Origin of the sequence: Oceanobacillus jordanicus (assembly GCF_022095695.1) — a bacterium.
Lineage (GTDB): Bacteria > Bacillota > Bacilli > Bacillales > Amphibacillaceae > Oceanobacillus_B > Oceanobacillus_B jordanicus.
In genome coordinates, this window is the sequence record NZ_JAIFZM010000005.1 from 174110 (window position 1) to 187463 (window position 13354).

17 protein-coding genes are annotated in these 13354 nt (G+C 38.8%); all 17 read right to left on the bottom strand.

All coding sequences use genetic code 11. The features are described 5' to 3' along the window. Nucleotides 1–9 precede the first annotated feature (9 nt). A complete protein-coding gene (gene fliP, locus K3T81_RS07985) occupies nucleotides 10–675 on the bottom strand; it encodes a flagellar type III secretion system pore protein FliP (protein WP_036573056.1) in 666 nt (221 codons plus the stop codon). After that, complete coding sequence (locus tag K3T81_RS07990) at nucleotides 668–1330, bottom strand: flagellar biosynthetic protein FliO (RefSeq protein ID WP_238019261.1); 663 nt, start codon at nucleotides 1328–1330, stop codon at nucleotides 668–670. Before K3T81_RS07990 ends, fliP begins: the two co-directional genes overlap by 8 nt. 12 nt (nucleotides 1331–1342) lie before the next feature. Next, nucleotides 1343–1705, bottom strand: a complete 363-nt coding sequence (locus K3T81_RS07995; protein WP_238019262.1) for a response regulator — start codon at nucleotides 1703–1705, stop codon at nucleotides 1343–1345. A gap of 25 nt (nucleotides 1706–1730) precedes the next feature. After that, a complete protein-coding gene (gene fliY / locus K3T81_RS08000; RefSeq protein ID WP_238019263.1) occupies nucleotides 1731–2867 on the bottom strand; it encodes a flagellar motor switch phosphatase FliY in 1137 nt (378 codons plus the stop codon). After that, a complete protein-coding gene (fliM, locus tag K3T81_RS08005) occupies nucleotides 2857–3855 on the bottom strand; it encodes a flagellar motor switch protein FliM (RefSeq protein WP_106896659.1) in 999 nt (332 codons plus the stop codon). The genes fliY and fliM overlap by 11 nt, the downstream gene beginning before the upstream one ends. A gap of 36 nt (nucleotides 3856–3891) precedes the next feature. Beyond that, complete coding sequence (fliL, locus tag K3T81_RS08010) at nucleotides 3892–4308, bottom strand: flagellar basal body-associated protein FliL (RefSeq protein ID WP_106896658.1); 417 nt, start codon at nucleotides 4306–4308, stop codon at nucleotides 3892–3894. Continuing rightward, nucleotides 4301–4552: a flagellar FlbD family protein gene (locus K3T81_RS08015; RefSeq protein WP_420830805.1), complete on the bottom strand. Its 252-nt coding sequence runs from the start codon at nucleotides 4550–4552 to the stop codon at nucleotides 4301–4303. The genes fliL and K3T81_RS08015 overlap by 8 nt, the downstream gene beginning before the upstream one ends. A gap of 11 nt (nucleotides 4553–4563) precedes the next feature. Continuing rightward, on the bottom strand, nucleotides 4564–5352 hold the full coding sequence (flgG, locus tag K3T81_RS08020; RefSeq protein WP_106896657.1) for a flagellar basal body rod protein FlgG: 789 nt from the start codon (nucleotides 5350–5352) through the stop codon (nucleotides 4564–4566). A gap of 82 nt (nucleotides 5353–5434) precedes the next feature. Further along, a complete protein-coding gene (locus K3T81_RS08025) occupies nucleotides 5435–5809 on the bottom strand; it encodes a TIGR02530 family flagellar biosynthesis protein (protein WP_106896656.1) in 375 nt (124 codons plus the stop codon). Nucleotides 5810–5833: 24 nt separating this feature from the next. Then, entirely contained in the window at nucleotides 5834–6295 is a 462-nt protein-coding gene (gene flgD / locus K3T81_RS08030) for a flagellar hook assembly protein FlgD (RefSeq protein ID WP_106896655.1), read from the bottom strand. 9 nt (nucleotides 6296–6304) lie between these two features. Further along, on the bottom strand, nucleotides 6305–7591 hold the full coding sequence (locus tag K3T81_RS08035) for a flagellar hook-length control protein FliK (RefSeq protein WP_238019264.1): 1287 nt from the start codon (nucleotides 7589–7591) through the stop codon (nucleotides 6305–6307). A gap of 25 nt (nucleotides 7592–7616) precedes the next feature. Continuing rightward, nucleotides 7617–8216, bottom strand: a complete 600-nt coding sequence (locus K3T81_RS08040; protein WP_238019265.1) for a MotE family protein — start codon at nucleotides 8214–8216, stop codon at nucleotides 7617–7619. Between the two features lie 4 nt (nucleotides 8217–8220). Then, nucleotides 8221–8667 (bottom strand): flagellar export protein FliJ, encoded by a 447-nt coding sequence (gene fliJ, locus K3T81_RS08045; protein ID WP_106896652.1) that lies wholly within the window; start codon nucleotides 8665–8667, stop codon nucleotides 8221–8223. Beyond that, nucleotides 8667–9983: a flagellar protein export ATPase FliI gene (fliI, locus tag K3T81_RS08050; protein WP_238019266.1), complete on the bottom strand. Its 1317-nt coding sequence runs from the start codon at nucleotides 9981–9983 to the stop codon at nucleotides 8667–8669. The genes fliJ and fliI overlap by 1 nt, the downstream gene beginning before the upstream one ends. Next, nucleotides 9980–10714 (bottom strand): flagellar assembly protein FliH, encoded by a 735-nt coding sequence (fliH, locus tag K3T81_RS08055; RefSeq protein ID WP_238019268.1) that lies wholly within the window; start codon nucleotides 10712–10714, stop codon nucleotides 9980–9982. The genes fliI and fliH overlap by 4 nt, the downstream gene beginning before the upstream one ends. Further along, nucleotides 10707–11720 (bottom strand): flagellar motor switch protein FliG, encoded by a 1014-nt coding sequence (gene fliG / locus K3T81_RS08060; RefSeq protein ID WP_036573075.1) that lies wholly within the window; start codon nucleotides 11718–11720, stop codon nucleotides 10707–10709. The genes fliH and fliG overlap by 8 nt, the downstream gene beginning before the upstream one ends. Before the next feature lie 11 nt (nucleotides 11721–11731). Further along, nucleotides 11732–13333: a flagellar basal-body MS-ring/collar protein FliF gene (gene fliF / locus K3T81_RS08065; RefSeq protein WP_238019270.1), complete on the bottom strand. Its 1602-nt coding sequence runs from the start codon at nucleotides 13331–13333 to the stop codon at nucleotides 11732–11734. Nucleotides 13334–13354: the final 21 nt, after the last annotated feature.

The window sequence follows — 13354 nt, forward strand, 5'->3', positions numbered from 1 at the left end:
ATATCCAACTTAGAAACTATCCAACAGAGAATGTGTAATCATATACCAACCATCAACTAATACGAATAGTAGAATTTTGAATGGCAGGGAGATCATTACAGGTGGCAGCATCATCATCCCCATTGACATAAGGACACTTGCAACAGCCATATCAATAATCAAAAAAGGAACAAAAATCATGAATCCCATTTGAAAGGCAGTCTTCAATTCACTGATCGCAAATGCTGGAACAAGGGTTGTCAGCGGTATCTCCTGAACTGTTTCTGGCTTTTCTAGCTGTGCATAATTCATAAATAAAGCAAGGTCTTTCTGGCGTGTATGCTCTGCCATAAAGTCTTTCATCGGAGCACTCGCTCTATCATAGGCCTCATCAAGGGTTATTTCTTCATCAAATAATGGTTGAAGTGCTTCATCATACACCTCACCAAAAATAGGTGCCATAATAAAAAAGGTTAGAAATAAGGCAATACCAATAAGCACCTGATTTGGTGGCATTTGTTGCGTTGCAAGTGATGTTCTTACAAATGACAAGACTATAATGATTCTAGTGAAACTCGTCATCAATATTAATATACCTGGCGCAAGAGACAAGACTGTTAATAGAAGTAATAGTTTTACAGATGTCGCTACATTCGAAGGATCCGAACTAGAAAACATGTCTACGAATTCATTCATGTCTATCTTCCTTTTGCTTTTGCTGTTGAATCAATTTGTTGCGATTGTTCTTTAGCTTTTTCAATTCACCCGAGAAAAGATCTTTAAAATCTGATCCATCTGATTTCATAGTTGATGTTGTAGACTTTCCTTTTGATTGAAATAGATCTGCAAGAATTCCACCTGTGCCTTGCTGTGCTTCATCCTGCCTTATCAAATCTGCCTTCACATTTGCATCTGTGATTTCCTGTAAAAGTTCAACATTATCGCCCACACCAAGCAGGTAAAAACGATCCCCTAAACGTACAATTTGCACAGATTTATTTTGTCCTACTGATACACCACCAAGGCTTTCAAGAGCTCTTACCTTTGTAAATAACTTGTTTCTCTTATTCAAAAACTTTAAAAGCACATAGATAAGTGCCAATACTAATACTAAAGCAAAGAACATTTTTATAAGATCAAACAGCATGAACCCATTTTCTTCCACTTGCCCCTGTTCTACCTGCTCTTCTTGATTGTTTCCTTCTTGTTCATCTGGGCTATTTTCTCCCTTCTCTTCTTCATTTAGCCAGTCCGTCACATTAGAAGAACTAGCAGAGATTTCGTTAGATAGAAAAGAAAAGGAGAAAATCGCGATGAAACAGATAACTAGACTTATTTTTTTAATTAACATACTCACTCGTTCCTAATTCAAAGCCTTTTGTATTGCTTCAATAACCCGGTCTGATTGAAATGGCTTAACGATAAAATCTTTCGCTCCTGCTTGGATGGCATCAATTACCATCGCTTGCTGTCCCATTGCAGAGCACATAATTATTTTTGCACTTGGATGCTTTGCTTTAATTTCCTTTAACGCGGTTATGCCATCTTTTTCAGGCATCGTGATATCCATTGTGACCAAATCAGGTTCTAATTCGTTATATTTTTCAACAGCTTGTACACCATCTTGTGCTTCCCCCACTACGTCAAAACCATTTTTAACTAAAATATCTTTAATCATCATTCTCATAAAAGCCGCGTCATCTACAATCAAGATGCGTTGTCCCATTTAAAAATCCCCCTTCAGCAATATGTTATTTAAGTCTGCGTAACCTATCTGACTGGCTTAGGATATCTGTAACCCGTACACCAAAGTTTTCATCAATTACCACTACTTCTCCTCTAGCAATAAGTTTTTCATTTACTAGAATATCTACAGGCTCTCCAGCTAATTTATCTAGCTCTATAATAGATCCAGCAGATAAATCCAGAATATCCCGGATCGTTCGTTTCGTTCTTCCTAACTCAACCGTTACTTTTAAAGGAATGTCCATCAACATATCCAAGTTACGATGTTCTGATTTGTTTAATTCTACAGGCTCAAAGTTAGAAAACGCTGCAGGTTGGACGGCACTATGTTGATTTGCGGTATTTCCTAACATGCTTGGATCCTCTTGATGATTTGTCTCATATTGATGTTTCACAGGCTCTTTCGTCTCGGTTTCAAAGCTTCTTTCTAGCTCTTCTACCGTCACAGCGGCTTCTTCCTCAGCTTTTCCATTGAGCAATTCATCCACCAATCCCTTTGCAAAGCTCATCGGCATAAGTTGCATAATATTAGAATCTATTAGATCGCCAACTTTGAGCTCAAAAAAGACCTTTACATAGGCATCTTCTGTAAATCTAGCTTTGGTGTCATCCTCGGGGTCCGCTAATAGTATATTGGGTGGTGAAATATCAACTTTCTTGTTGAAGACTGTTGACATGCTTGTTGCAGCAGCTCCCATCATTTGGTTCATTGCTTCCTGGACAGCGCTCAAATGAATTTCATTTAATTCCTCAGCAGGAGAAGTTCCATCTCCCCCTAACATAATATCAGAAATAATCGCTGCATCTGGTGATTTTAGTACAAATACATTTTTCCCAGTAAAGCCATCAATATAGCTTACTTCAACGCTGACTGGTTCAAAGTTAAACTCTTTTTCTAGATCTGCCTTCTGAATTACAGATACGGTTGGTGTTGTAATATCTACTTTTTGATTTAACAAAGTTGATAGTGTCGTAGCAGAACTCCCGAAGGATATGTTGCCAATCTCTCCTAATGTATCTTCTTCAATTGTAGTTAAAGACTGATGTACAGGTGAAGTGACTTCAGCATCGTCTGCATCATCTTCGCCAATCTTCAATAATGCATCAATTTCATCCTGTGACAGCATTCCATCATTCATCATCTATGTTCACCCCTTTAATTTCTTCCATTACTTGCACTGACAATTTATTTTTTAGCTTGCCAGGCTGTACATAAAATTTTGGCTTATCATTAACTTCCAGTATAAGTGGTTGATCTATTGTTTGATCTAGCCCAATTACATCATTTGGTTTAAGATTAAGAAATTGCTCAATGTTTATGTCTGTAGTCCCCAACAAAGTCTTTGCTTCTACTTTTGCTGTTTCCAAGTTCGTAGACAATTTATTGTATGCTTCATCGTCTCTTTCTTTAGTCGACGTCTGCATCCAATAGTGGACAGATAACTTTGAAATAATGGGCTCAAGCACGATATGTGGAATACAGATGTTAATTAACCCACTCGTATCACCAATAGCTGTGTTTAAAGAGACTACAACTACCGTTTCATTTGGTGAAACCATCTGTAAAAACTGTGGATTCACTTCGAATTCTTCCATTACAGGATCAATTTCTACAATAGAAGCCCACGCTTCTTGCAAGTTTACAATTGCTTTTTCAAATATTTGTGACATTAGTATCGTTTCAATCTCCGTCAAGTTGTCCACTTTATTGGCACTATACCCTTTGCCCCCGAGTATTCTGTCCAGCAACGCATAGGCAATATTTGGGTTAATTTCCATAACGATCCTTCCCTCAAGCGGAGCAACACTATATGTATTAAGTACTGTCATTTTTGGAACTGATCTTATAAATTCTTCGTATGGGATTTGATCTACTGATGCCACATTGATATTCACATATGTCCGCAATTGAGCAGAGAAAAAAGTTGTAAGCATCCGAGCATAGTTTTCGTGAATTCTGGAAATGCTGCGGATCTGATCTTTTGAGAAACGTAGTGCTCGTTTAAAGTCATAAACACGGACTTTTTTTTCTTTATCTTCTTTTTTAAGCTCTTCTGCGTCCATTTCACCTGACGTGATAGCAGACAAGAGGGCATCTATCTCATTTTGCGAAAGAACTTCATCTACCAATTAACTCACCTCCATGTTGGAGTATTACATCTATGTTTACTGCAAAATCTTATTGATTGTATAAACATCGGTAATTTTTCCATCTGTCATAACTTCATTTAACTTTGTTTGGACGGTTTCTTCTAATTCAGATAAACCTGCTTTAAAATCCTCTTCACTCAACACGGCTAACTCTTTAATAAGGATATTTTTAAGCTGGAAATCTCGTTTAGCAATTTCTTCCTTGGCATCTTTACTATCCGTTATAATCTGGAATTGAATCCGTACAAAGCTGCCGTCATCCAGATCTGTTGTTACTTCAGGTGACTCATAGGAATACTCCACAATATCATCGATCGTTTTCGCTTCACCTTCTTTTTCATCATTGAAATTAAGGATAACTAGGAAAGCTACAGCTGCTCCAACAATCAGTATTGCTATGGAGGAAAGCATCACCTTAACTAACTTACTCATTTTTACCATCACCTGCTTTATTTAATGATTGTTGCAAGCCGATTTTCTTATAAAATTCTGTTGCTAGTTCAATTACCGTCTGTTCCCTGTCTTTTACAACAACCTTTTTACCGTTTAACAATGTTATCGTAGTGTCAGGAAATGATTGAATCTGTTCGATCATTAACGCATTAATCGTAAATGTTTCATTATTTAAACGTCTTAACTCAATCATAAAATGGGCGGGAGTGCCAAGATACGGCACTCCCTACCTCCTTATCGTTTTAGATTTACTAGTTCCTGAAGTATTTCATCCGATGTTGTAATAATACGTGTATTTGCCTGGAATCCACGTTGTGCAGTAATCATCTCTGTAAATTCTTCTGAGAGATCAACGTTCGACATTTCCAGTGAACCACTTACGATGGATGCAGTTCCTTCTGTTTCAGGAGCAACTATACCATTGTACCCAGCATTTTCACTATTAAGGAATAAGTTACTTCCGGACTTTTCTAAACCAGCGGCATTCGAGAAAGATGCAATCGCGATCTGACCAGCTTCTTGAGGGTCGCCCTCTTCATCAATATAGGAAACTGTTCCGTTGCTTTGAACACTGAAGCTTTGTGCAGTATCCGGAATACTTATATTACCGTCCATACCTTGTAGGTAATAACCTTGTGGATTAACAATAGCTCCTTCACTATCTAGGTAAAAGTTTCCTGCTCTTGTGTAAAACGTTTGATTACCATCCTGAACAACAAACATTCCGTCCCCTTCTAAAGCAAAATCCAGTGGACTGTTGGTAGTCTGTCTAAAGCCTTGTGTGTGAATGTTGTCAATTGTTCCAAGCTGTGAACCAAGCCCTACCTGGGACGGGTTAACTCCACCTCGTGTGTCAGTTGCAGCTTGTGCACCAGCTGTCGTTTGGCTCATCATATCCTGAAAGGTTACCCTTCCTTTTTTAAAGCCTGAAGTGTTTACATTGGCAATATTATTTCCAATTACATCTAATTTTGTTTGAAAGTTTTTCATACCTGAAATCCCAGCATACATAGAACGTAACATTTATCATTTCCCCTTTTTGGTTATATCGTTTTACGCTGTATCTATCCTTCAACAGCGGTTTGGCCTCCCAGAAGGGTCCAGCCTATTTATCCATCAGTATTGTTCCATTAATGTTTGTGAAAATTCGACTTGTCGCTTCCTGCCTGTTCATCGCAGTTACAACCGTATTATTTTTTGCACTTACAAGTAGTGCTGCTTGCTCTGTAATGACCAACGAATCTGTTATTCCTTTAGCTTTTGCTTCTTTTACTTTATCGTTTATTTTTTCCCATTGCTTTGTATCAATTTCAATGTTTCTCTCTTGAAGCCGCTCCGAGGCATGCTTACTAATTTTTAAACCTGTCTGTTCTGTAAGAACATCTTTAAAATTAACGTTCGATTTACTACTTGCCTGCCTTACAGGCGTCGCTACATTCAGGGCATGCTGGTGCGGCAATTGATGAATTCGATGATCCATATGCTCACATCCTTTTTTGTGCCATTATGCTTCTTCTTCCACCTCTTCGGTTGGATCACTTACTTGAATAGCAGCATCTGCGTAAATTTTGTCACCGTTTTTCAGTTCTAAAACAGCCCAACCCTCATGCTGACTCACTGAAACCACTTGACTTGAAATCTCTTCCCCTTTTTCCCCTGTTTCTTCATCTACAGCCCGATAGCTTACTTCCTTTCCAATCATATGACTATACTTAATGACAGGAGAAATCATTTGACTCTCTACAAGACTATCTATTGAGTTTGCCATATTCATTGTCTGCTCTAGCGAAGAAAATTGTGCCATTTGCGAAATAAACTGCTTGTCATCCATGGGGTTGCTCGGGTCCTGATTCTGTAACTGTGCCATAAGAATCTTTAGAAATTCATCTTTTCCTAGATTTGTGCTCGGTGTTCTTGCACTGCTTTGATTTTTCAAATACAATGACGGGTCTAGGTTAACGGGCATTTTTTCCACCTACACTTTCTCATTCATTAATAATTCGTGAAACTGAGTTGCAAAATCATCTTCCGCATGACTTTCTTCATCCTGCCTAGTATCTCCAGATCGATCTTGTTGTTGATCAGAATGCTGGTTATCCTGTTCCTCTTGGAGGTTTTGGCTTTGTTGAACAGCCATATCCTGTTTCTCAATCACCACTTGGTGTGGAGAGAACATATTACGTAGTTGATGAATATTCCCTTCCATCATCTCTTTTGTTGCCTGAGAAGAAACAAGTATTTTTACCGTCATTTCTCCGTTTATCTGTGTTAATTTCACCATCATGTCTCCAAGATTTTCTGGTCGTAATGAAATGGACAGCTGTGTTGTTCCATTGGATTTAGCAGCAAACTTGCTTGATTGTATTAATTGCTGAAACTGCTCCAGTAATTGTTTATCCGGTGACTTCGTAGATTGGGTAGAATTAACATGGATAACAAGCTGTTCTACCTGGCTCATTGGTCCGCTTATGACAGATGCAGTATTGCTAAGGCCCTCTGTTTTTAAAGTAGGTTGTGCGTGCTGTTCCAATGCGCTTGAAAGCCACTTGGCAATATCACTAGTGGTGACCTTTGAATCAGTGTTGTATTGATGTTTTGTAGCCATCTGATTTCGCTTTTCAAAGGATTGAATTAGATCCTTCCAGACCCCTTGTAAACTAGTACCGTCTTTTTTCATAAGGTTAAGCACCGCGTCCCCACTGTTCGCTGCGCCTGCTTTCTTTTCAAGCGAAGTCCATTGCTGCAACAGTTGTAATAATTTTGGTGCTACCTTTTCAGCATCTTCTTTAGAAGTTATTTGCGATAAAACAGGAGCTACTTCACTTAACAGCTGAACAAATTCGTTAAATAATGGTGGTAAATTCATCATCTCATCGAGTTTCATTCCAACTTCAAGTTTTTCTTGGTTATTCTCCGATTCCATTAGGATGGTAAGCAGATCCATCAGCTTTTCCTGTTCTTCCTCGGTCAATTGAATTTTCTCTCCGTTGTTTTTCTCATCACCAGACTGAAATATAAGCGATAAAGCAGGTTGTATAGATTTGGTCAGCGTATCCTGATCAGACGCTGTTGCTAGTTTAGAAGCATTATTATTACTATTCTGTCCTGCTAATAGAATCATCTCTTTTAAACCAGTTGCTTCGTTACCATGCTCACCATTCAGCATTGATTGAAATAAATCACTTCTGCTAGAGGTCTTCTCGGAGGCAGCAGGTACTTTTACAGATTGTATTTGCTGAACAAACATTCCGATTGCATTCATTAAGTTTCACCCCCTTTCAAATTATCTAGTTTCCAGCATCTATGAATATTTTTGTTAAATCTGCCGCTTTAGCTGGTTCCATTTCTGCCAAAATGGCGCCTCTTACTTTATTTGAAACTTCTTCTAATATAGAGACAGCTGTTTGATTATCTAAATCCTGCATGATTAGAGCAGCCTGTTCACTGTCCATGTCTTTAAAAGAGCTTGCGATTGTAGTTATTGAACTATTTTCTGATTCACTATCAGCCTCCACCTCAGCAGTAGCTTCATTCTGTTTATTACGATTTTCTAGAATTACCGCTTCTTCTTCTAATCGATCAATCGTTGTTTCCATATCCTGTACTTGCTGGTTAAGTTGCTCAATCTGCTCATTTTTGTCAGCTAGCTGCTCTGAAGTTTGATCTGGTGTTTGTTCTACTGACTCCCCTTCTGGCGATTCTATAAGCGAGGACACAACTGGAATATTACTTCCTTTTTCCTTTACCCAGTCCATTACGTTTACTCCTGCCATACTAAAGGCAATTACCGCAATCACGACTGCAATCAATAGCGGAATTACGATTGCAAAAAGAAACCAGAGAAATGGATTCATTTTCTTTTTTTCTGTTTTTAGGTCTTTTTCCATGTCATCACCTGTTTATATGACTTAAATATTGCTGTATCGAGACTTCATCCATCGAGGATTTCTCCATTTTCTCCTGGATAGCTTTTTTCTCTTCCTGTCTCATTTCAATAATCTTATCGAATTTCTTCATTTCTACATGTGCTTCAGTAAGTAAACTCTGCTTCAATTCCATATCATTTCTCGCATTCTGAACGGCATTTTGCATGTCCATAATTTGCTTATTTAATCGCTCGATATATGCATTTTGCTCTCTTATTTTATCAAGCGTTATAGCTTGTTGAATTGCATCTTCATAATCTTTTTCAGCGTTTTCCTTCTTCTTTAATAACTGGAACATTTTTGTGGCGATATCCTCGAAAAATTCTGTTGATTGATGGTAGGCCTTTTGCGCATCATTTTTTTCTTGTTCTCGGACATTACGAATCTTTGATAAAGCTAGTATTTCCGCCATTAATTCATGCCTCCATTTAATAATGCTGTCATTTGTTCAATTGATTCGGTACGTGATAATACTTCATGAACATCCTGCTTTAAAAAGGACTGTATCTTAGGTTGATAGGAAATTGCTCTGTCGATCATTTGGTCAGTGCCCCGTTTATAGGCACCAATGTGAATTAATTCGCTATTCTCTTCATATTTTGCCATTAGCGAGCGAATTTCCTGCGCTATTTGTTTGTGGGAAGCTGCAGTAATTCCATTCATTACACGGCTAATCGACTTGAGAACATTAATTGCGGGAAACTGGCCACGCTCTGCCAGTTTTCTATCCATAACAAAGTGACCATCTAATATCCCTCTAACCGTGTCTGCTATCGGTTCATTCATGTCATCACCGTCTACCAATACAGTATAAAAGGCTGTAATGGTTCCGTTTTTGTTTGTACCTGTTCGCTCGAGTAATTTAGGAAGGGTGGCAAATACAGAAGGGGTATAACCTTTTGTAGTTGGTGGTTCTCCTGTAGCTAGTCCAATTTCTCGTTGGGCCATCGCTACCCTTGTAACAGAATCCATCATGAGGTTCACGCTATATCCCTGATCCCTGAAATACTCACTGATTGCTGTTGCTGTATAGGCACCCTTTATGCGCATTAAGGCGGGTTGATCTGATGTGGCTACCACAACAATCGATCTCTTAAGCCCTTCTGACCCTAGATCTTTTTCTATGAATTCTCGAACTTCTCTGCCTCTTTCACCAATTAGTGCGATGACATTTATATCTGCGTCACTATTTCTAGCAATCATTCCTAACAGTGTACTTTTCCCAACACCACTACCTGCAAATATTCCAATACGTTGGCCTTTTCCTACTGTAAGAAGGGAGTCTATAGCCTTCACCCCTACCTGTATTGGTTCGGAAATGGGTGGCCTCTCCATTGGATTAGGCGGAGCCTGGTCGGTTAAGTACCGGGTTAATCCTTTTGGAAGTGAAGAATGGTCCAGTTTCTCTCCTAGTGAGTCAACGACATTACCAATTAAACCTCTTCCCACTTTTATACTTAGAGGCTTCCCAGTCGATTCTACAAGACATCCAGGTCCGATTTCATTTACTTCTGAATAAGGCATAAGAATTATTTTTTCATTATTAAAACCAACAACCTCTGAGAGGATCGGAGAACGGTTCTCAGATGAATGAATATAGCATACTTCCCCTATATTGGCAGCAGGACCTTGTGACTCAATCATCAATCCAACCACTCGAAGGACTTTTCCATAACGTTTATATGTGTCTGCTTGTTCTACTGCTGATAGGTAGTCTGCGATATTCATTGCTTTTGCTCCAATACAATTTCATGTAATACTTCTCTAATTTGCTTTAACTGTGTATCAATTCCAATATCCAATTCACCAAACGGGTGCTGGATACGACAACCGTTTTCTTCAACAGTGTCCTTTATATAAATTGCGAGCTTTGTGTCATCATCCAGAATTTGTAACAGTTCTTCCTTTTGCTGAACGACAAACTCGTAATTTGCAGGATTAAGGTAAATCGATATGATAGATTGGTCCTTTAATTCCTTAATTGCTTTATTTACGATGTGTAGAAAAGAGGTAGGCTCCTCTGTGATCTTTTGATCAATTATTTTCTCAGCGGTATTTAACGCGATATTTATAATTTCATCTGTACTTTTTTCTACTGTTTGTTGAAACTCTTTCATTGCCCGTTCTGTTAACTGGTTCAACTCATCTAACTTTGTTTGGTATACCAACAGACCTTCATCTCTACCTGAATTAAACCCGTCCTGGTATCCATCGTTTTTTGCTTGTTCGACTAATTTTTTCTTCTCTTCTTCCCAGTTTAGCTTCGCTTGTTCGATCTCATCATGTGTCTGCTGTAGCATTTTGGCAGTGTTTTCCTTCACTTCTTCAAAAGTTTGTTGTGCCTCTCGAAGTTCTGCCTGCACTTGTTCTTCTGTCTCTACTCCTGCTGCTACATCATTTCGTGTTATGACTGGTTTGATTTTGATTACCTTGCCACCCGTCACGCTAGAATCAGACAATGATATCATCTCCTCCACCTCTTGCAATGACAATCTCACCTATATCTTCTAATCTTCTAATAGAGCCAACAATTCTTGTTTGTGCTTCCTCTACATCACGTAAACGTACTGGCCCCATATATTCCATCTCTTCTTTAAAGGACTCTGCCATCCTTTGTGACATATTTTTAAACACAATATCTTTCACTTCATCACTAGCTACTTTAAGTGATAATCGTAAATCGTCATTTTCAACTTCTCGTATTACCCGTTGAATTGCTCTGTTATCAAGAATAACAATATCTTCGAACACAAACATACGTTTTTTGATCTCATCAGCAAGCTCTGGATCTTGTATTTCAAGAGCATCTAAAATCGTACGTTCTGTACTCCGATCTACTCCATTGAGAACTTCTACGACGGCTTGGATTCCACCCGTTTGTGTGTAGTCCTCTGTTACAGAAGAAGAGATGTTTTTTTCTAAAACTTGTTCAACCTGTGTAATGATCTCGGGTGATGTAGAATCCATTGTAGCAATTCTTCTTGCAATATCTGCCTGCATTTCTTGTGGCAGTGCTGATAAAATTTGCCCGGATTGCTCTGAATCTAAATAAGAGAGAACAAGTGCAATTGTTTGCGGATGTTCGTTTTGAATGAAATTTAAGACTTGCTGTGGATCTGCCTTTCTCGCAAAGTCAAATGGTCTCACCTGCAAGGAAGATGTAAGTCGATTAATTATATTAGAAGCTTCCTGGCTTCCAAAAGCTTTTTCCAGAACTGTTTTTGCATACCCTATCCCCCCTTGTGAGATAAAGTCCTGAGCTACTGCAATTTGGTGAAATTGGTCTAAAACATCGTCTTTTAAAGAATTATCTACTTTTTTAACTGAGGAAATTTCCAAGCTGAGTTTTTCAATTTCCTCTTCTGTCAAATGTTTGTACACCTGAGCAGAAACATCCGGGCCTAAGGAGATCAAAAGTATCGCTGCTTTTTGCCTGCCTGTTAAGGCGCCTTTTTGTCTTACCATTTAATCCCCTCCTAATCTTCCCCGATCCAGCTTCGTAAAAGTTTCGCGAAATCTTCCGGCTTATCTTTTGCAATTTTTTCTAATTGTTTTTTACGGACATCTGCCTCTGTCTGTTCATTTTCAGGTAATTCTGGAATCTCGGCAGGTATTTCTTCTGAGATATAGCTCTCTTCTATAATTTCTTCTTCTCCACGATTACGCAACAACATAACAACCAATACAATAATAATTAGTAGTAATGCTCCTCCTGCTATATACATCCAAGACGGAATACCAGCAGATGTGGCCGCAGCGCTATTCGTTTGTTTTCCACTAAATTCTTGGAACGTGATGGATACATTTTCTCCTGGCGCAGCATTAGCTGGCTCAAATTCTGCATCAACCGTAGTGGTCACAATGGAACTTAAAATAGAAGAAATACCTTCTTCAACAGTTGTTTGTTCCTGCTGTGTTAAATATTCAACGGTTTCGCCATCGTCATTTTTAACATTGTTAACAGCTACCTGTATCCCAAGATCACGTACTTTATAAGGACTTTCTACAATCTCTCTTTGAATACGGTTGTATTCATTGTTTACTGTTTCCTTAACTAGCTCATAATCTCCGTCTTCGCCTTCTTCAACACCTTCATAATTAGCTATGTCTTCATCACCAGTTCCAGCATTCCCACCAACAGGAGGGTTTCCACTATACGTTTCTTGGATTGTTTCAACGCTAACTGGCAGACCTTCCATATTTTCCTCATCAGCAGGTTCTACAAGATTTTCCGTTCTGTTTTCTTGTGTAAAATCAATATCAGACGTTACAGATACGATTACATTTTCGCCACCTACCATAGCACTAAGCATCTGTTGTAATCTCTTTTGGATATCTCGTTCTATGTCCTTCTTAACGGATTGCTGATATGTATGTGCATCCTGCGAGCCACCGGCAGTCTGATTGTTTCTATCAAAGTATTCAAAGTACTGGTTCATAATAACGATGTTGTCCGCCGGCAGATTCGGTACTGCTTTTGACACTAAGTGGTAAAGCGACTCTATTTGGTTTCCTTCAAACTGATATCCAGGCTGCGTATTCAAGACTATGGATGCACTGCCTTCTTGTGCTGCGTCGCTAACAAAAACGGGATCCTCAGGCATATTAATCATGACCTCGGCATTTTCAATTCCATCAATCCCTTTCATTAAGTTAGCCAATTCGGTTTGCATCGCATCCAGCTTCATTACGTTAAACTCGTTGTCTGTTACTCCCCAAGATGCATTCTCACTGAAAAAGGAATAATCGATGTTCCCACTATTTGGTAAACCCTGTCCGGCAAGATCAACAAGTAGTGAATCCACTCGCTCTTCTGGAACATTTACAGTTGTTCCGCCGTCTTGTAATTCATATTGTATGCCTCTTGTATCAAGTTCTGTTTTTATTTGCCCTACTTCCTGCAAGGAAAGGTTGCTATATAATGGAACCAACCTGGACCCGGGCGACAAAAATAAGATCCCACCAATCAGTAGGATGACTAGTAATACAGATCCAAGAAAGACGCCCTTTTGTGTATTGGAGCGTTTTTTCCAGAATCCAGTTGTTTTTTCTTTCCAGTTCATTATCTTCTCTTTCATATATTCCCCCACCATGATGCC

Bases quoted from the DNA above. Each gene is read 5' to 3' on its own strand.
- fliF (WP_238019270.1), bottom strand. From the start codon at position 13,333: ATGAAAGAGAAGATAATGAACTGGAAAGAAAAAACAACTGGATTCTGG.
- fliG (WP_036573075.1), bottom strand. From the start codon at position 11,720: ATGGTAAGACAAAAAGGCGCCTTAACAGGCAGGCAAAAAGCAGCGATA.
- K3T81_RS08035 (WP_238019264.1), bottom strand. From the start codon at position 7,591: ATGAATGCAATCGGAATGTTTGTTCAGCAAATACAATCTGTAAAAGTA.
- flgG (WP_106896657.1), bottom strand. From the start codon at position 5,352: ATGTTACGTTCTATGTATGCTGGGATTTCAGGTATGAAAAACTTTCAA.
- K3T81_RS07995 (WP_238019262.1), bottom strand. From the start codon at position 1,705: ATGGGACAACGCATCTTGATTGTAGATGACGCGGCTTTTATGAGAATG.
- fliJ (WP_106896652.1), bottom strand. From the start codon at position 8,667: ATGGCGGAAATACTAGCTTTATCAAAGATTCGTAATGTCCGAGAACAA.
- fliI (WP_238019266.1), bottom strand. From the start codon at position 9,983: ATGAATATCGCAGACTACCTATCAGCAGTAGAACAAGCAGACACATAT.
- fliY (WP_238019263.1), bottom strand. From the start codon at position 2,867: ATGATGAATGATGGAATGCTGTCACAGGATGAAATTGATGCATTATTG.
- K3T81_RS07990 (WP_238019261.1), bottom strand. From the start codon at position 1,330: ATGTTAATTAAAAAAATAAGTCTAGTTATCTGTTTCATCGCGATTTTC.
- flgD (WP_106896655.1), bottom strand. From the start codon at position 6,295: ATGCCCGTTAACCTAGACCCGTCATTGTATTTGAAAAATCAAAGCAGT.
- fliL (WP_106896658.1), bottom strand. From the start codon at position 4,308: ATGAGTAAGTTAGTTAAGGTGATGCTTTCCTCCATAGCAATACTGATT.
- K3T81_RS08040 (WP_238019265.1), bottom strand. From the start codon at position 8,216: ATGGAAAAAGACCTAAAAACAGAAAAAAAGAAAATGAATCCATTTCTC.
- K3T81_RS08025 (WP_106896656.1), bottom strand. From the start codon at position 5,809: ATGGATCATCGAATTCATCAATTGCCGCACCAGCATGCCCTGAATGTA.
- fliP (WP_036573056.1), bottom strand. From the start codon at position 675: ATGAATGAATTCGTAGACATGTTTTCTAGTTCGGATCCTTCGAATGTA.